At 64.3% G+C, this 18501-nt stretch carries 13 protein-coding genes; 3 read left to right on the top strand and 10 right to left on the bottom strand.

Going from position 1 to position 18501, the window contains the following annotated elements:
* From VR863_RS02800 to VR863_RS02765, 8 genes are all read right to left on the bottom strand, one after another.
* Entirely contained in the window at positions 1–1761 is a 1761-nt protein-coding gene (locus VR863_RS02800) for a ShlB/FhaC/HecB family hemolysin secretion/activation protein (RefSeq protein ID WP_324826908.1), read from the bottom strand.
* A complete protein-coding gene (locus VR863_RS02795; RefSeq protein WP_324826907.1) occupies positions 1751–4855 on the bottom strand; it encodes a CHAT domain-containing protein in 3105 nt (1034 codons plus the stop codon). The genes VR863_RS02800 and VR863_RS02795 overlap by 11 nt, the downstream gene beginning before the upstream one ends.
* Before the next feature lie 149 nt (positions 4856–5004).
* Positions 5005–5676: a nitroreductase gene (locus VR863_RS02790; RefSeq protein WP_324827560.1), complete on the bottom strand. Its 672-nt coding sequence runs from the start codon at positions 5674–5676 to the stop codon at positions 5005–5007.
* 90 nt (positions 5677–5766) lie between these two features.
* Positions 5767–6297 carry a hypothetical protein gene (locus VR863_RS02785; RefSeq protein WP_324826906.1) on the bottom strand — a complete coding sequence of 177 codons (531 nt, stop codon included), beginning with the start codon at positions 6295–6297 and terminating at the stop codon, positions 5767–5769.
* Positions 6294–6992 carry a hypothetical protein gene (locus VR863_RS02780; protein WP_324826905.1) on the bottom strand — a complete coding sequence of 233 codons (699 nt, stop codon included), beginning with the start codon at positions 6990–6992 and terminating at the stop codon, positions 6294–6296. Before VR863_RS02780 ends, VR863_RS02785 begins: the two co-directional genes overlap by 4 nt.
* A gap of 115 nt (positions 6993–7107) precedes the next feature.
* Complete coding sequence (gene cobT, locus VR863_RS02775; RefSeq protein ID WP_324826904.1) at positions 7108–8931, bottom strand: cobaltochelatase subunit CobT; 1824 nt, start codon at positions 8929–8931, stop codon at positions 7108–7110.
* Complete coding sequence (gene fsa / locus VR863_RS02770) at positions 8932–9591, bottom strand: fructose-6-phosphate aldolase (RefSeq protein ID WP_324826903.1); 660 nt, start codon at positions 9589–9591, stop codon at positions 8932–8934. It lies immediately after the preceding gene.
* Between the two features lie 62 nt (positions 9592–9653).
* Positions 9654–10349 (bottom strand): DUF4197 domain-containing protein, encoded by a 696-nt coding sequence (locus tag VR863_RS02765; protein WP_324826902.1) that lies wholly within the window; start codon positions 10347–10349, stop codon positions 9654–9656.
* 64 nt (positions 10350–10413) lie between these two features.
* Here VR863_RS02765 and VR863_RS02760 point away from each other — a divergent pair, with 64 nt between their 5' ends.
* From VR863_RS02760 to VR863_RS02750, 3 genes are all read left to right on the top strand, one after another.
* Positions 10414–12579, top strand: coding sequence for a primosomal protein N' (locus VR863_RS02760; RefSeq protein ID WP_324826901.1), 2166 nt, complete (start codon positions 10414–10416; stop codon positions 12577–12579).
* A 201-nt stretch (positions 12580–12780) separates the two neighbouring features.
* Complete coding sequence (locus tag VR863_RS02755) at positions 12781–14355, top strand: tetratricopeptide repeat protein (protein WP_324826900.1); 1575 nt, start codon at positions 12781–12783, stop codon at positions 14353–14355.
* Between the two features lie 53 nt (positions 14356–14408).
* On the top strand, positions 14409–15965 hold the full coding sequence (locus tag VR863_RS02750; RefSeq protein WP_324826899.1) for a cryptochrome/photolyase family protein: 1557 nt from the start codon (positions 14409–14411) through the stop codon (positions 15963–15965).
* Between the two features lie 15 nt (positions 15966–15980).
* Here VR863_RS02750 and VR863_RS02745 read toward each other — a convergent pair whose 3' ends face one another.
* Entirely contained in the window at positions 15981–17276 is a 1296-nt protein-coding gene (locus VR863_RS02745) for a SulP family inorganic anion transporter (protein ID WP_324826898.1), read from the bottom strand.
* Between the two features lie 133 nt (positions 17277–17409).
* Positions 17410–18453 (bottom strand): bifunctional DNA-binding transcriptional regulator/O6-methylguanine-DNA methyltransferase Ada, encoded by a 1044-nt coding sequence (ada, locus tag VR863_RS02740; RefSeq protein ID WP_324826897.1) that lies wholly within the window; start codon positions 18451–18453, stop codon positions 17410–17412.
* Positions 18454–18501 lie beyond the last annotated feature (48 nt).

Below are 18501 nucleotides of genomic sequence, written 5' to 3'. Positions count from 1 at the left end.
TCATGATCCCAGATTGACCGACAGATTGACGAGCAGACGCACATCGTCACGCCGGAGTTCGAGCGGCGCGCGTTCCAGCGGGACGGCACCGGCGACTTCGAGGAAGGCGCGGCGCGCAATATTGAACCGTACCCCGCCACCGACAGAATTGATCGTGAAGGGATCGCCGCCGGCGTTGTTCACCCAGGCCGCTGCGGTGTCCCAGAAGCCGAAACCCTGCCAGGCAACGCCGCCCGGCGTTTGCGGCTGGAGCGAGCCATAAGCCAGTTCCGTGCGTGCGCCGACGCCGCTGTCGCCGATCATTTCTCCCGGATCGTAACCGCGTCCCACCGTGAAGTTGCCGCCGGAATACTGCTCGTAAGGCAGCAGGGCATCGGGCGAATACTGGACCCGCGGGGCAAACGAAACCATCCACAAGGGCGAAGGACGAAAATCGATCCGCCCCTCGGCCCGCAACACCAGCCCCGAAGGATCGGCGTCGAGGCGCGAAAGCGGGATGATCCCCGGCGCGGCGCAATCGAGGAGCGCTGGCCCGCAATCGTCGCTTGCGCCGAACCCACCAACCCCGTGGCGCATTTCCAATGCGCCCCATGTGGCCAGCCGTGGCTCGGCAATGGTGTAGCCGCCGCGCCCTTCGGCGCTCGGCCGGTCGATGGAGGATGTTTCCACCCGCACGAAAGGCACGCGAAGGCTGTCTTCCGACAGGTCCAGGCCAGTGAAATCGATCTGCTGGTCGATCCAGTCGAAACCCAGCGTCACGAACAGGTTTTCCGTCTGGCGGCGGACAATCGGATAGGCGGCGTACAGCGTACCGATGAACGTCGTGGATTCGAACACGTTCGGTCCCGGCACATCGGGCCGCGTCCAGGCGTGAACGGCGTTGACGCCAAGGCGCAGGCCATCGCTGCCGATGCCGAATTCGTGCCGCCCCTGGAGCACCACCTGTTCGTCCGGGTCCTGGCTGGAATAGATCGACAGTTCGGTCAGATCGGCAAGACCGGTAATCCCGTTCACCTGCGCGCGCAGCAATCCGCCGAACGGGCCGCTTTCGCTCGAACTGTAATTCTGGATCGACATGTCGGCCTGAAACCGGTCGGCAATGACATCGACAATGCCGATCAGATCGCCCGGCCGTGCCTGCGGACCGACATCGCGGGCCAGCGACAGGCGCACGTCCATCCCCGGAATGTCGCGCGCCAGCATCAGTGTGCGTTCCGCATCGTCGCGGCGGAAGGCAGGCGCCGCGCGCAAACCTTCGAAATACCGCTGCAACATGGTGCCCGAAGGTCCGGGATCGCCCCGCACCACCAGGCCCGTCATCCGCGCAACGATCACATCGAGGCGGACGATCCCGTCTTCGATCCTTTGCGGCGGCACCTGAACCGAGGCGATATACCCTGCATCGCGCAGCAAATCGCTCGCCCGGTCACGAATGTCGCACACGCTGGCAATCGCCAGTTCCTGCCCCACGAGCCCGCGCCAGCTGTTTTCGAGCAGGCCCGGCTCGATCAGCTCGGCCCCGGCGAAAGTTGCACCCGACAGGGTGAAGCGGACATCGGCGTATCGCGGATCGGCCAGCGGGCACGGCGCGCGGGCAAGATCGGCTTCGATGTTCACGCCTTCGCCCGCCGTGGTCAGGCGGTCGTCCAGTCGCTCGCGCAGCACTTCCTCGCGCGTGGGAGGCGCCACGTTCTGCGCCAGAGCGGAAGCCGGAACCATGCCGCCCATCAGGGCGGCAATCACGAACATCTTACTGGCCAAGACTTGGTCCTTCCTTGCGTGCGTCGCGCGCGCTGCCGTCGGTCAGGAGGGGGCGGGCCGCATCCCCGACGATGGCGAATCCGCCCCAGTAATAGGGATGCGAAGTGTCCGCTTCGTCCATCAGCTTCGCCTGCGATCCGCGCAGCGCGACGCCGATGTCCTGTGTGCGGCCCAGGCGGAACATTTCGTTGATCAGGCGGGTGGTGGCGTTGAAATCGTCCGGCACGGGCCAATGGCTCGCCAGCACGGCACGTCCACCAGCCCCGATGAAACTGCGAACCAGCCCGTCGAGCGCGGTTCCCCCACCGCTGCCCACCCCGGCGGCGCGGGTGGCTTCGATGCTGGCTTCGCCCGCCGTGTCGCAGGCGGAAAGGATGATGATATCGGCGTCGAGGTCGAGGTCGAAAATCTCGTCAAACGAAAGCAGCCCGTCCGAACCTTCGTCCCCGAAGGATGTAAGCAGCGCGGGCTTCGCCGGGCAGGCGGGATCGGGCGGCGTGACGAGGCCGTGGGTGGCAAAGTGCAGCACGCGGAACTGGTCCAGATCCGTCTTTGCCATCAACGCGTCGTCGGTGAAGGCGGCACCGGTGATGACCTGCGACTGCCCTTCCCCGATCAACGCGCTGGCGGCCAGCAATTCGGCATCGTCGATCGGCCTGTTCCACTGCGCGGTCGACCAGCCGCAGCGGTCGTTGCCGCTCGCCAGGATCGCACGCGGCTGTGCCGGGCGTTGATCGCCGACCGGCTGGTTCTGCCCCATCCCCAGATATTCGCGCGCTGCGGCCGAACGCGGCGTTGTCCGCGCATCGACGAAAGCCTGCGCCGAAACCGCGGTGCTGACGCGGGTTGCGCGGCCAAGCCAGGCAACGCCGGTGAAATCGTAGGGATCGCCGCCGGCTTCCACCCGCGTCGTGTAATCCGCCACCGATCGGTCGTCCGCCACGAGGATATCGACCGGAAGGCGCAGCATGGCGGAATCGGGTTCGAACACCAGGTGGTCGGTCGCGGCCATCCGGTCGGCCACCGGTTCGAACAGGGCGCGGTACAGATCGCGGGCAATGCCGATTTCGTAGGGGTAGGTTACCAGCTGCCCGCCTTCGTCGATCGAAATCGATGCGCGCAGCATATCGACCTGGAAGTCGAGGTCGTCCTCCCGCATGTCGAGCCGCCAGGCCTTGGCGCTGTCGCGGTCGGTCCAGAACATGAACAGGTCCCGCCCGACCAGCGCGATGCGGGCATAGGCCTCGCCCGGCTTCAGGCTTTGCCGGAAATCGGCCAGCGAGAGCGATCGCGGCGCGACCACGCGGTATTGGGGATAGTCGTTGAGCTGCGCCTGTGTCCGCAGCTGCGCTTGCTCAAGCTGATCGATCGTAGCCGACAATTCGACCCGGCGCGGATCGCCCGGCGCCACATCGGCGGCGAGCAGCGATTGCAGGCGGAACCGGCTGCGTTCGATATCGCGCGCAAGGTCGGTCGACTGGCGGAACAGCCGCGCTGCCTCGTCGTCTCCTGCTGAAAGCTCGCGCGAGAGGATCGCCTGCGTTTCGGCCACGCCCGGTCGTACCAGAACCTGCATCGCCTTGAAGATATCCTCCGCAATCGCGGGGTCCTGTTCCACGCTGCCGGCCAGCTCGCGAAAATAAGGGGACAGCTGGTTTGCGAACCCGGTGACCGGGTTGGACTGCCCCACCGCGGAATCGATAACCTCGCGATACAGTCCCAATGCCTCGTCGCGGCGGTCTTGGCGCAGCAGAAAGGCCGCCAGCCGGGCCCGCGTCGCGCTGACGGCGCGGCGCTGGGGATAGCGCAGTTCCAATAAGGTCAGCGCGTTGCGCAGATACCCTTCGGCGTCCCCCATCTTGCCCTGTGCTTCGGCAATCACCGCAAGCTCCGCCAGCGTCTGTGCCCGCAGCCGCGTGATCGAGGTTACGCGCCCGTCGCGGACCGCGATGGCGCGCGCATAGGAATCGAGCAGGGCGCCGCGTGCTTCATCGTACCGTCCTTCGAGGCGGAGCGCGGTCCCGCGCAGCTGGAGCGCCTGCGCGTCGATGATTTCGGCCCGTTCGCGCGCGCTCAGGGTCAGATCGTCGACAAAACCGAACAGGCCGTCACCGCTGCCGTTCATCCGTTCCGCGAGCGGCAGGCTGATCTCCAGCTGCATGGCCTCTTCGCTGAAATCCATCGCGCCTGCGCTGAGCGGCTGGTCCAGCCGCTCCACCGCGCGCAGCGGCATCGCCTGGTTGAGCAGATTGATCGCCTCGAAATTGCGCTGCAGCCGTTCAGCCACCGGTTCGCCGCTGGTCTGCGGCGCGCCCTCGGCAAACAGGCGGGAGGCGGCCGCAAATTCGCCCAGATTGCTCAGCTGGAGGGCGCGGTTGATCGCGAATTCTCCGGGATTGATGCCTTGTGCCCCGCTGCCCTGCAACCGATCCTGCAACGCTTCGAAGTAGGCGGCCGCTTCCGCGTAGTCGCCGCCCAGATTGCGGCGGTAACCTTCGGCCAGCGCCTGCTTGGGTTCCAGTGTCTGGGCCTGCACGCGGGCAAAGGCGAAGGGATCGCTGGCCTGCGTACTGGCGACATCTATCCGCCCGCTGGCAATCGCGTTGTCCAGGACCGAGCGCAGCGCGAGAACGGTGGCATCGTCATAGGCGGAAAATCCCTCCGCAACGTAGCGCATGGATCCGCTGCGGATGTCGATCAGCGACCAGCCCAGCGACGTTCCGGTCACGCGGCACGCAGTCCGTACGCCTTCAACCGATGCAAGGGCGCTGCTGCCTGCCCCTTCGCAATCGACGTCTTCGCGGCGCAGGGGCGCGATCCGCGCAAGCGCATCGCCGGAATCGGAATGGAACGCGTAGATTGTCGCAACCGGCAGCGCCGAATCCCGGCAGACGACGGCCCAGCTGCGGTCGAAGATCGATTGCCGCGCGGGATTGGAAATGCTGCGATCCTGCACCTGGCACAGCAGGCCGCCATCCTCTCCAATGGGAAAGGAATCGCGCAGCAGCACGGGCGCGCTCTGCGCAGCGGCACCCTGCGGCACCGCCATGGCCAGCGCAGCAGCGCCGGCCAGCAACTTCAACTCAAGGCGCACTTGTGTCCTCCTCCCCACAGGACCCCCCGGCCCATGTGACAGCAAGCGACTCCACGGATATTGTCTTCAGGCGGCTAGCCTAGGCCCCACGCAAGCTCTTGTGCAACCGCGTTTACCCCCTTCTTGGGGATGACCCCGGCGCGTGAGCGTTACCAGCCTTCCCAGCGGACCACTTCATCCAGGGGCGCGCGCGCAACGTCGAACGCGTTGACCGGCGCGTCGGCATCGCGCCAGCCGATTGCCATGCCGCAAAAGAAGGTATGATCTTCGGGAATATCGACCATTTCGCGCACTTGCGGCGAATAGGCGGCCCAGGCTTCCTGAGCGCACGAATCCAGTCCCTCTTCACGCAGCAACAGCATGATTGTCTGCAACCACATGCCGATGTCCGACCATTGCGGCGGCCCCATGTATTTCGGCGTGTGCACGAGCATCAGGACCGGCGCCCCGAAAGCACGGAAATTGTTGGCGAACCACATCAGGCGCTTGGCCTTGTCCTCGCGGGTGATCCCCAGCGCGGCGTACATATCCTCGCCGATGCCGAACCGTCGTTCTTCGTAGAGACCATCGAGGCCGGGGGGATAGATGTGATATTCGGGCTGCATGGCGGCGCGGCCCTTGGGAAATTCCTGCGCCACCCGGTCGAACAGGGCGTGCATCGGATCGCCCGTGAGCATGATCGCGTTCCACGGCTGGACATTGCCGCCGGATGGGGATCGTTGCGCCTTTTCCAGCACACGGATCAGGGCGTCGCGGTCGACCGGCTGGTCGGTGAATGCGCGGACGGATCGGCGCGACTGGACGGCTTCGCTGACGGACATGTTCATGCCCCGAACGCTAGCGCGCCGGGGAAGAAGTGCAAGCACTCCCGCCCCGACGCGCCGGATTAGATAGATTCGGCAGTGATCAGATCATTCGGAATCGCCGGTCGTTTCGATCACGACCTCTTCCTCGACCACGATTTCGGCAGTCGTCATGTCCGCTTCGCGCAGCGCACCCGGTCCGGGGCCCATGTCGTCGGCGTCGACCAGCTTGAACTTGCCCTTGCGGAAATCGGCTTCCTTGGCGGGTGCAAGGTCGGGCCGGCCCACGAGGATGCCCATCTTGATCTTGCACGCGGCAAACTGCGTTTCGCCTTCTTCCACTTCGAGGGCGAGCACGTCCTTGGCTTCGCTCTTGACGGTGAATTCATGGCGGCCCGGCGTCGTGCGCATCACGAAGTAACGGCCCGCGCCAAGCGAGCTGACCTTCTCGCCGTTTTCATTGACCGAACAGCCGATGGCGAAGCCCGATCCGCCGGGGCGGAAGAACACGATGTGGCCGGTGCCTTCGGCCGGGGTCGGCAGGACGATGGGTTCGGCCTGGGCCTTGTCCTTCGCCATGGCCGGTGCGGCGATGCCGGTGATCAGCAGCGACGCTGCAAGAATACGGGTGAGCTTCATTCGATGATTCCTTCAACGATCACGTCCGTTCCCCCCTCGGGATCGGCCACGGATTCTTCAACAGGAGCAGCTTCCACCGCGGTCACCGGTGCCGCACCGCGCGGAAGGTCGACAACAAACTCGGCAGCGATCTTGGCCGAAGCCAGCGCGCCTGCCGGAATGTCGATATTTCCGCCCGTGATAAAATAGCCGATCAGGCCGATCGGTATGGGTGACGCGGCAGATGCCGCGTTGAGTGCGTTCACGGAATTCGTGCGGCTTTTGCCTTCGGCAGTCTCAAGCAGTTCCATGCTGCGCAGGCGCAATTGGCGACCACCGAAATCCAGATACCGGGCCGCAAGCACCAGTTCGCCTGCCGCACCCATGCCGCCCGCCTTCTTGGCATGGACAACCTCGCCCATACCCGTCGTGCCGGCAGGGATAATTTCGACACCGTCCACCATGATCGGCTCGACAAGCGAAATGCGATAGTGATCGAGCGACGCGCTCGTCTTGCTGCCGAGAGGGTCGAGAATTTCGATCGTCACGGGCGTCAGTTTCGCGATTGTCGCGCTGCTGGAAACAGCCGGCTTGTCTGGCGCAGCGGCCATTTCCCGCGTCTCCGCGACAGGACCCTGCAAGGCTGGCTCAACCGTCTGATCTGCTGCCTGCGCCAAGGCCGCAGCCCCGATGGCGCACACGGCAAGAACGCTCACGGCCCCACTGCCGAAAACACCTGACTTCATTTGGAAATGGACCCCTCAACCCCCTGTATTTCGCGCACATAACACAGACGACTTGGCGCGCAAGCGGGAAACTAGTCAGGGGTAACTATTCGTCCTCGAACAGACTGGCCAATTGTTCGATAATAGTTCCGCCCAACTGCTCGGCGTCCATGATCGTGACTGCACGCTTGTAGTAACGCGTCACGTCGTGACCGATGCCGATGGCGACGAGCTGGACGGGTGACTGCTTCTCGATCCAGTCGATCACCTTGCGAAGATGGCTTTCCAGATACCCCGCCTGGTTCACGCTCAGCGTGCTGTCATCCACCGGTGCGCCGTCCGAAATCACCATGAGGATGCGGCGGTCTTCGGGACGGGCGAGCAGGCGGGTGTGCGCCCACAGCAGGGCTTCGCCGTCGATGTTTTCCTTGAGCAGGCCTTCGCGCATCATCAGGCCAAGGTTGCGGCGCGCGCGGCGCCACGGTTCGTCGGCCTTCTTGTAGATGATGTGGCGCAAATCGTTGAGACGTCCGGGATTGGCCGGCCGGCCATCGGACAGCCACGCTTCGCGGCTCTGCCCGCCCTTCCACGCACGGGTGGTGAAGCCGAGAATTTCGGTCTTCACGCCGCACCGCTCCAGCGTGCGGGCGAGGATATCGGCGCTGATCGCGGCAATGCTTATCGGACGGCCACGCATCGATCCGGAATTGTCGATCAGCAAGGTCACGACCGTATCCTTGAATTCGGTATCGCGTTCGATCTTGTAGGACAGCGCGTGGCCCGGCGACACGACCACGCGGGTCAGCCGCGCGGCGTCCAGCAGGCCTTCTTCCTGATCGAAATCCCAGCTGCGGTTCTGCTGCGCCATCAGACGCCGCTGAAGCCTGTTGGCAAGCCGCGTCACCACACCCTGCAAGCCGGCCAGCTGGCTGTCGAGATACGCGCGCAGCCGTTCCAGTTCCTCGAGATCGCACAGCTCAGGCGCTTCGACGACCTCGTCGAACTTGTCGGTGTAGGCGGTGTAGTTGAAATTATCGGGCAGTTCGGTCCACGGCCGGTTCGGGCGGACCGGCTGCATGCCTTCCTCGCCTTCGTCCGACGGGTCGCCGTCGGCCATTTCCTGCTCGCCTTCCACCTCCTGGTCGGCGTCGCCATCGGCTTCGCCCTCGGTGGTTTCGGACCGCATGTCGGCGGCTTGGGGTTCGGCCCCGCCTTGGTCTTCCTCGTCGGCGGAATCCTCTTCCTCGGGCGTCTCGCCTTCTTCGTCGTCGCCTTCCTCATTGTCCGAACCGTCGGGGTTCTCGGGCAAGGTGAGGTCGAGGTGGCGCAACATGTCCAGCGTCAGATCCTGGAAGGCGCGCTGATCGTCCAGCGCATCGGCCAGGCCGTCCATATCGGTGCCGATCCTGGCGAGGATATCCTCGCGCACCAGGTCGACCGCGGTCTTCGCCCGGTCGGGCACGGCCTCTCCCGTCAACGCCTCGCGCAGGATAAGCGAAAGCGCGGTGGGCAAGGGAACTTCGTCCGCATCGTCAGCGCGCACGATGGGGTCCGAATTGGTTCGCATTTCGACAGCCGAACCAAGATTGTCGCGCATCCCGGCGTAGCGCGTTGCGCCAATCGATTCGTAACGGACCTGCTCAATCGCATCGTAACAGGCGCGCGCGATCGGTTCGGGCGGCGCGGCGGACGCGTGCAGCTTCTCGTTATGGTGGCGCAAACGCAGCGCGAAACTGTCGGCAAAGCCGCGGGCCTCCCGCGCCTGGTCGACCGGCAGGGTGCGGCCCGGCAGGGGAACGCGGAAGTTCTTGCCCGATTGCGCCGGGCTGTCCGCGCTCCACGCGACCTCGATTTCAGGTTCGCGCGCGATGGCACGCGCTGCGCCGGTCAACGTTTGCTTGAAACGATCGAGGGGGGTCTGCTCGGCCACTTAGTCGGTCGGGATGGATTGCCCGGTCTTCGCCCAGTCGGCGAGAAACCCTTCGATGCCCTTGTCGGTCAGGACATGCTTGAACAGGCCCTTGATCACGGCCGGCGGCATTGTGGCGACATCGGCGCCGATCCGCGCGCTTTGCAGCACGTGAACGGGGTTGCGGATCGAAGCGACAAGGATTTCGGTGCCAAAATCGTAATTGTCGTAGATGCGGCGGATATCGGCAATCAGTTCCATCCCGTCAAAACCGTTATCGTCATGCCGCCCGACGAAGGGCGATACGAAGGTCGCGCCCGCCTTGGCGGCCAGAAGCGCCTGGTTGGCCGAGAAACACAGCGTGACGTTGACCTGCGTCCCGTCGCTGGTGAGCTTGCGACAGGTCTTGAGCCCGTCGATCGTCAGCGGCACCTTGATGCAGACGTTGTCCGCGATTTTCCGCAGCGTTTCGGCTTCGCGCATCATGGTTTCATGGTCGAGAGCGACGACTTCGGCGCTGACGGGCCCATCGACCAGAGCGCAGATTTCCTTCGTCACTTCCATGAAATCCCGCCCCGATTTCGCAATCAGGGAAGGGTTGGTCGTGACGCCATCGAGCAGGCCGGTGTCGGCCATTTCCTTGATGTCGGCGATGTCGGCAGTGTCGACGAAGAATTTCATGTGTGCTGGCTCCGGGGATTTCGCGATTCCCCGGAAGCCTTAGCGATGCAGGAACGGCGCGGCTAGTACCCCGATCCGGCCCCGAACACGCCGATGATCAGCGGATCGCGGGTTTCGCCCGGATTGGCGCGGATTGCGGCCTCCTCGACGCCGATCTCGCGCCAGATCGTGTTGTCGAGCGTGGTCGCAAAGCGGTTCGTCGCACCCGACAGGTCAACCCCGGTCAGGCTGCTGAGCAATTGGCCCACCAGCGGATCCTGCGCCACGCGCATGGCCTGGCCAAGTTCGGGCACCATGGCTTCGACCAGCGTTGTACCCATCGAGCCACGCAGGAAACCGGTCGCTGCGGTCGGACCGCCGCGCACCAGGTCGATTGCGTTCTGGATGCCGACGGTACGAACCGCCTCGGTCACCAGCGGGGCGGCGCGTTCCGCCCCTTCGAAAGCGATATCGGCAAAGGCATCTTCCAACCGGTTCTTGAACAGGGCGGACGTCAGAATGCGGCTGAGCACATCGCCGCGCGTGCCGAGCAAGTTGTTCAGACCAAGCTGCGCCACCTGTGCATCCCAGAAACCGTCTGCCTGAAGCATCCTGCCAAAGGCGCGCTCGCTCGACAGGAAGAGGATACGCTGGACGGCGTCCACGAGGCTGAAGCCGGGCAGTCCGGTGCAGCCCGGCAGCGCCAGCGCCGCTGTGCCGAGCGAAAGCCCGCCCAGAAAGGCCCTGCGGCCGGTGGGTTTAACGAGAATGTCGGTCATATTTGCAGTCCCTTTGCTTCCCACCCTTGTGTGTCACCGCGCGCGCCGTCCATATGGGCCACCGATGAAACGCGTGCGCTGCCTCGTTCTTAATGCCGCCCTTGGCCCGCTCGATTACCGGGTGCCGGACGGCATGGACGTTGAACCCGGATCGGTTGTCGAATGCCCGTTGGGGCCACGCACCGTTACCGGGATCGTCTGGGAGGCTGAACGGCTACCGGGCACGGACGTTCCAGCCGAAAAACTGCGCCCCTTGCGCGATGCGCTTCCCGTCCCGCCCCTTGGCGCCCCCTTGCGCCGCCTGATCGAATGGACAGCCGACTATTACGTCGCGTCGATGGCCGGCGTGGCGCGCATGGCGCTGTCATCGGGCGGAGCGTTGAAGGGACCGGCGACCATGACCGAATACCGTCTGACCGGCGGTATGCCGGAACGCCTGACTCCTCAGCGGCTCGCCGCGATGGAGGCGCTGGAGGGCGAACAGGCGAATATCCGCGAACTCGCGGGCATTGCCGGTGTCTCCGAAGGCGTGCTGCGCGGGCTCGTGAATCACGGCGTCCTCGAACCGGTCGAAGTCGATTGTGACCGGCCTTACGATCCGGCGCGGCCCGATTTCGCCAAGGTCGATCTCAGCCCGCAGCAGGCAGAAGCGTCGGCGGTCTTCAGTGCCGCCGTGCGGGCGGGGAAATTCGCCCCGTTCCTGCTCGATGGGGTTACCGGATCGGGCAAGACCGAAACCTATTTCGAACCGGTGGCCGACGCGTTGAAAATGGGCCGCCAGGTCCTCGTCCTGCTTCCCGAAATCGCGCTGACGGAAAACTTCCTTTCGCGCTTCGAGGACCGTTTCGGAACCGCTCCAGTGTTGTGGCATTCCTCGCTTAAGTCGACCGAGCGACGGCGCGCCTGGCGGGCCGTGGCGAACGGCAGTGCGCAGGTCGTCGTCGGCGCACGCTCTGCCCTGTTCCTGCCCTTCGCCAGGCTGGGCCTGATCGTCGTGGACGAAGCGCACGAGGTCAGTTTCAAGCAGGAAGACGGTGTACGGTACAATGCGCGCGACGTGGCCGTTATGCGCGCGAACTTCGAGAAAGTGCCGGTCATCCTCGCCAGCGCGACACCGGCGCTGGAAAGCCTGCAGATGGCCGAAAGCGGCATCTATCGCAAAATCGATCTTCCCAGCCGGTTTGGCGGGGCCACCCTTCCCAGCATCGAAACGATCGACCTGACCGAAGAAAAGCCGGGCGCTGGACAATGGCTGGCCACGCGGTTGGTCGAAGGCATCGAGGAACGGCTGGCGCGGGGCGAACAATCGCTGCTTTTCCTCAATCGTCGTGGCTATGCCCCGCTGACGTTGTGCCGCAATTGCGGGTTCCGTTTCCAGTGTCCCAATTGCAGCGCCTGGCTGGTCGAACACCGGTTTACCCGGCGCCTTGCCTGCCACCATTGCGGGCATGAAACCGCCCAGCCGGAAACCTGCCCCGACTGCGGCGAACCCGACTGTCTTGTCGCTTGCGGGCCCGGTGTGGAACGCATTGCCGACGAGGTCGCCGAACGCCTGCCGCAGGCGCGCGTTTTCGTGGCGACATCCGACACGCTCAATTCCCCCGTCAAGGCAGCCGAATTCATTGCAGCGGTCGAAACCGGCCAGATCGACGTTATCGTCGGCACGCAGCTGGTGACCAAGGGTTTCCACTTTCCCGATCTGACGCTGGTCGGTGTGGTCGATGCCGATCTGGGGCTGGAAGGCGGGGATTTGCGCGCGGGCGAAAGAACGTACCAGCAGGTCGCGCAGGTTGCCGGGCGCGCCGGGCGCGGGTCGAAACCGGGTGAAGTGCTGATCCAGACGCGCCATCCCGAAGCCACGGTGATCGCCGCCCTGGCTGCGGGTGACCGCGACGCGTTTTACGATGCCGAAACCGAAGCGCGGCGCCACGCCGGCGCGCCCCCCTTCGGGCGCTGGGCCGCCATCATCATTTCTTCCGAAGACGATGGCGAAGCGCGCGAGGCCGCCAACCGCATCGGCGGGTTCCGCCCGCATGTGGACAATTGCGTCATCCTCGGCCCGGCCCCCGCGCCGATGGCCTTGCTGCGCGGTCGCTATCGCTATCGGTTCCTCGTCAACGCGCGGCGTTCGGTGCAGTTGCAGGACGTCATTCGCCATTGGCTGGGCCAGGTGGACCACCCGGCTGGCGTGCGTGTTGCGGTGGATATCGATCCGTACAGCTTCGTGTAATCGCACGAAGTATACCACCGCCATCTTGCACGATCGGGAAGTCTTCCCTTAGCATTGCCGTGGGACGATTAGTTGACGCCGCGTCATCTGTTCGATCAAGTAGGGTACTTGCGGCCAGCTTGTGCGCGGAGGTTTTTTGAGCCCCCGCCACGATCGCGCCGCGGGACTTAGGGGCTAACAGGAATTCAAGAGGGTCTGCGAATGTTGAAAAAATTGCTCATGGCGGGCGCGGCTTTGGCTGCGACGCCGGCTTTTGCCGCCGAAGACTGGTGGGTTGCCGAAAGCGATCATTTCCGCGTGATATCGGAAGGGGGCAAGGACACCGCGCGCGACGTTGCGGAAAACCTTGAACGGCTCGACCAGTCCATGCGCCTGTTCCGCGGCCTCCCGCTCGATGCGGGCGAGGTGGAAGACAGCGCGAAGGTCACGATTTACCAGACCGGCACCACGAGCGACATCGGCCGGCTGGCCAATTCGTCCAACGTGGCGGGCTTCTTCAGCCCGCGGGCCGGCAATTCGGTGGCCTTCGTTCCGGCAGAGGAAGGGCGTCGCTCGCGCGGCCGGCTGGGCACGCGGGACAGCAACCAGTCGCGTTACGCGCTGCAGTCGGAACAGGTCCTGTTCCACGAATACGCGCACTATTTCTCGCGTCAGCACGCGCCGGCGGCCTACCCGTTCTGGTACAGCGAAGGCTTTGCCGAACTGTTCGCGACGATCAACTTCCGCGAAGACGGTTTCAACCTCGGCGAACCGCCGAAGTACCGCGATTTCATCCTCAGTGAACTCAGCTTCGATGTGGAAGATGTCCTCGACCTCGATGGCGAAAACGGCCGTTTCAGCGGGATCGATATCGCCCGGCAATATGCCTATGGCTGGATGTTCACGAGCTATCTGAGCTTCGAGCCGTCGCGCACCGGGCAGCTGGCCCAGTATCTGCGGCTGGTCACGGCGGGCAAACCCAATCTCGATGCCGCCCGCGAAGCCTTTGGCGACCTGGGCGAATTGCAGAAGGATCTGGAGAAGTACCACCGCGGCCGCGCCCGCGCGATCGCCGTAACCTTCCCGGTCGGCAGCGAACCGGAAATCAAGCTGACCCAGCTTGACGAAGCGCAGGCCGCCGCGATGCCGTTGCACATCCGTTCCACGGCGGGCGTCACACCCAGCATTGCCGAAGGTCTGGTCCCCGATGCGCGGGCGCTGCTCGCCCGGTTCCCCAATTCACCGGCGGTGATCGACGCCGCCATGGAGGCGGAATTCGACGCGAAGAATTTCAGCCGGGCCGAAGCGATGGCACAAAAGCTGATCACGGTGGATCCCGATTCCATTCGCGCCCGCCTCTACCTGGCGCGGGTGGCCCTGGAAGCGGCAAAGGAAGATCCCGCCGCGATCCAGACTGCGCGCGATTACTTCGTCAAGGCCAACCAGATCGATCCCGAGCGGCCGGACATCCTGCTCGGATATTTCAACAGCTTCGTGCTGGCCAATGAAACGATCCCCGAAGCGGCCAAGATCGGTCTGGAACGGGCCTTCCGGATCGCCCCCTTCGATGGCGGCATCCGCGAATCCCTCGCCTATCTCCTGCTGCTCGAAAACCGCGACAAGGAAGCGATGATCATCCTTGGGCCGGTGATCAATCTTCCGCACGCATCGGGCGAGGAAATCGAGGAAATCCGCGAACTGGTGAAGAAGGCCGAAGCGGGCGACCGCCAGCCGCTGATGGACAAGCTGCGTCCTTCTCTGGACGAAGAAGAGGACGAGGAAGACGATATCTCCTGATTTTCCTTGCCGGCAATCGGGCACCTAACGCGGGGTCGGGCATTTCCAGACGGATGCCCGGCCCCGTTCTCGTTCCCGTCCTCGGCGATCAGCTGACCCGCGACCTTGCCAGCCTGCGCGGGCGGGCGAAGGACGACAGCGTAATTCTCATGATGGAGGTGTGGGACGAGGCTACCTATGTTCGCCATCACAAACAGAAGATCGCGCTGGTGTTTTCCGCCATGCGGCATTTCGCGGCCGAGTTGCGCGATGCCGGTTGGTGCGTCGATTACGTCAAGCTCGACGATGCGGAGAATTCCGGCAGCTTCACCGGCGAAGTCGTCCGCGCCATCGAACGGCACGATTCGCGGCTGGTCCGGGTTGTGGAAGCGGGTGAATGGCGGGTGCGCCAGGCGATGGACCAATGGGCCGACAAGTTCGCATGCGAGGTGGAAATTCTTCGCGATGACCGGTTCATCTGCACCCAGGCCGAATTCGATGAATGGGCGAAAGACCGCAAGGAATTGCGGATGGAATTTTTCTATCGCGAGATGCGCCGCAAGACCGGCCTGTTGATGGACGGTGACAAACCCGAAGGCGGCGACTGGAACTACGACAGCGAAAATCGCAAGCCTCCCAAGGAAGGCCTGTCCGCCCCTGCACGCCCGACCTTCGAACCCGATGGCATCACGGCTGACGTGATTGCCCTCGTCAACCGCCAGTTCGCGGACCATTTCGGCAACCTCGACCGGTTCGGCTGGCCGGTGACGCGCGACGAGGCCGAGGAAGCCGCCGACGCGTTTTTTGCCGAACGGATCGAGAATTTCGGGCCCTATCAGGACGCGATGGTGGCGGGCGAGGACGACCTGTTCCATTCCATGCTGTCCACCAGCATCAACCTGGGTCTGCTGGACCCCCTCGACCTGTGCCGAAGGGCGGAAAAAGCCTACCGCGAAGGGAAGGCCCCGCTCAATTCGGTCGAAGGTTTCATCCGCCAGATCATCGGCTGGCGCGAATATGTGCGCGGGTTCTATTTCAACCGGATGCCGGGCCTTGCCGAAGCAAACGAACTTGGCGCCAGCCGCCCGCTGCCCGAATTCTACTGGACGGGCGAAACGGATATGGCCTGCCTCGCCGATTGCATCCGGTCCACGCGCGACAACGCCCATGCCCACCATATCCAGCGGTTGATGGTGCTGGGCAATTTTGCGCTGATCGCAGGGCTCGATCCCCGCGCGGTGGAGGACTGGTTTCTGGTCGTCTACGCCGACGCTTACGAATGGGTCGAATTGCCCAATGTGGCCGCAATGATCCTGTATGCCGATGGCGGGAAACTGGCTTCGAAGCCCTATGCCGCCAGCGGCAATTACATCAACAAGATGAGCAATTATTGCGCCGGATGCGCATACTCGCCCAACAAGAAAACGGGTGACGGCGCCTGCCCCTTCAACCCGTTGTACTGGCATTTCATGGAACGGCACCGCGACCGGCTGGAACGCAACCCGCGCATCGGTCGCATCTACGCTACGTGGGACCGGATGGGCGAAGACAAGCAGCGCGACTATCTGGAAAGTGCCGAGGCGTTTCTGGATACGCTTCGGCCCGCAGGCAAAGGCTGGGCGCGTTCCTGAGGCCGTTCGTGGCCCTCATTCAGCGTCATCGTCCTTTATCCCGCGGCCCAAACCCAGCGGGATATGCCAATTTGGCGCCGACTTCTCTCCCCGCGTATAGCGCAGGATAAGCCCCAGGATCGTCCCGACACCGATCGCGATGGCAAGGTCGGCCAGAATTGTCAGCAACGCGGTCACCACGAGCAGAAGCAGATCGGGCCTGGGCAGTTCCATACGCTCGCCCCAGCGATGCGGCTCGCTCATCGTCCATGCTGTCACGATGAGCAGGCCCGCGAGCGCCGGTAGCGCAAGCTTCCCCGCAAGCGGAGCGACGACCACCAACGCCAGCAGGATCGCAAGCGCATGGACAATGCCCGCCACCGGCGTGCGCCCGCCTGCGTTCACATTGGTGGCGGTGCGCGCAATCGCGCCCGTCGCGGGCAAGCCGCCAAACAGCGGCGAGGCGATGTTGGCCGCGCCCTGGGCAATCAGTTCGGCGTTGGGGCGATGCGCACCGCCGATCATGCGGTCGGCCACGATCGCGGACAGGAGCGATTCGACGCCTGCAAGAAACGCGATGGTGAGTGCCGGCAGGAGCAGCTCGCCGAGCAGCTCCTGCGAAATCTCTGGCAAGGCAGGAAAAGGCAAACCGTGGGGCAAGGCACCATAGCGCTGCGAAACTGTCTCGACCGATGGCAAGCCAAGGGCGCCAATAACGCTGGCAAGCACCACGACGGCAACCAGCCAGGGGAAACGCGGGGCAATCCGGCGAAGGGCAAGGATGGCCGCGATGCAAACGGCACCCAGCGCAAGGCTGCTGGCATCTGCCGATTGGCGCATGGCCCACAGCCCCTCCAGCTTGGGAAGGAAATCTGCGGGCAGATTTGTCCCGGTCATCCCGGCGAGATCCTTGATCTGGCTCACCGCGATCACGACCGCGATGCCGATCGTGAACCCTTCGATAACGGGTTCGGGCACGTGCCGGATCAACCGGCCAGCGCGAAGGAGGCCGGCAACAAGCAAGATCACACCTGCCATCAGGGTGGCGACCAGAAGCCCGTTGTATCCGTGATCGTGGATCACACCGTAGACAACCACGATGAAGGCACCGGTCGGGCCGCCGATCTGAACCCGGCTTCCACCGAGCGCCGATATCAGGAAACCGGCCACGACCGCGGTAACAAGACCTGCTGCCGGCGGCGCGCCGGAAGCAATCGCAATCGCAACGCTGAGCGGTAGCGCGACCAGCGCCACGGTGATGCCTGCAAAACTGTCCGCGCCGAACTGGCGCCAGCTATAGGTGTGTAGCGTGGTGAGGATCTTTGGCTTCACCCGTGTTCGATACACGATCGATTTACGCTCTGCATCCACGAAAACTGTCGTTCCCGTCGCGTCTTCGGCCACCCGGTGCCGCTGGAGATTTGCCCAGGCGCGACGATCGATCGCGCGCCCTGGCCTACGCCGCCTACTCTGCCTGCTCTCGCCGCAGCAATTCCGCCTTGATTTGCGTACCATAGGCATATCCCCCCAGCCCGCCGTCATGCGCAATGACGCGGTGGCAGGGGATCAGCACCGCAATATTGTTCGCCCCATTGGCGCCGCCGACTGCGCGGCTGGCCTTGGGATTACCCAGCGCTGCGGCCAATTGCCCGTAGCTGCGGGTTTCGCCCGCAGGAATGCGGCGCAGTTCGTCCCACACACGCTGCTGAAAGGCGGTGCCTTTCACGTCCAGCGGGATATCGACCGCAGTCGCCATCACCGGCTGTTCGACCGTAGCCGTGACGGTTTCGAAAAGGTCGCGAAAGCCCTCGCCGCCCGCGACCAGCTCGGCCTTGGGAAACCGGGCGCGCAGATCGTCGACGCCTTCGTTGAAGGAAAGGCAGCACACGCCCTTGTCCGTCGCCGCAACCAGCATCGCACCCAGGGTCGTTTCGATCACGCTCCAGTGAATTACGCGGCCCTTGCCCCCGTCACGCCAATCGCTCGCACTCATGCCCAATCGCCCCTTTGTACCCTCGTAAAACCGCGAGGCGGAGGAATATCCCGCCTCGTAGATCGCGCCCGTCACGCTTGTCCCGCCCGTCAACGCATCGCGCGCCCGTTCTTCCCGCAACGCGCGCGCATAGGCAGCGGGGGAAAGGCCGATGGCGCGTTTGAACACGCGCTGGAAATGCGTGGGCGAATAACCGGTAAGCTGCGCCAGTGCGGTCAGCGACGGCGCGTCCTCGGCACCGCGGATTTCGTCAATCGCGGCCATGACCGCCGCTTCGTCGCGCGATACCTCGTCAGGCAGGCACCGCTTGCAGGCACGAAGGCCGGCGGCACGCGCGTCGGCCCCGTTGGCAAAAAACCGCACATTGGTCCGATTAGGGTGCCGCGCGGCACATGACGGGCGGCAATAGATCCCGGTGGTCAGCACACCGGTGACAAATTGCCCGTCAAAGGCGCGGTCACGGCGCATCACCGCGGACCATGCTGTATCGCTGTCGATCATCTTGCTGCCTTCCATAGCCGAACTGCCAGCCTTGTGCGGAAGAATTCATGCGCGCGCATCCCG

It is taken from the genome of Qipengyuania zhejiangensis (assembly GCF_035607565.1).
Lineage (GTDB): Bacteria > Pseudomonadota > Alphaproteobacteria > Sphingomonadales > Sphingomonadaceae > Qipengyuania > Qipengyuania zhejiangensis.
This window is presented reverse-complemented; position numbering and strand designations above follow the sequence as displayed.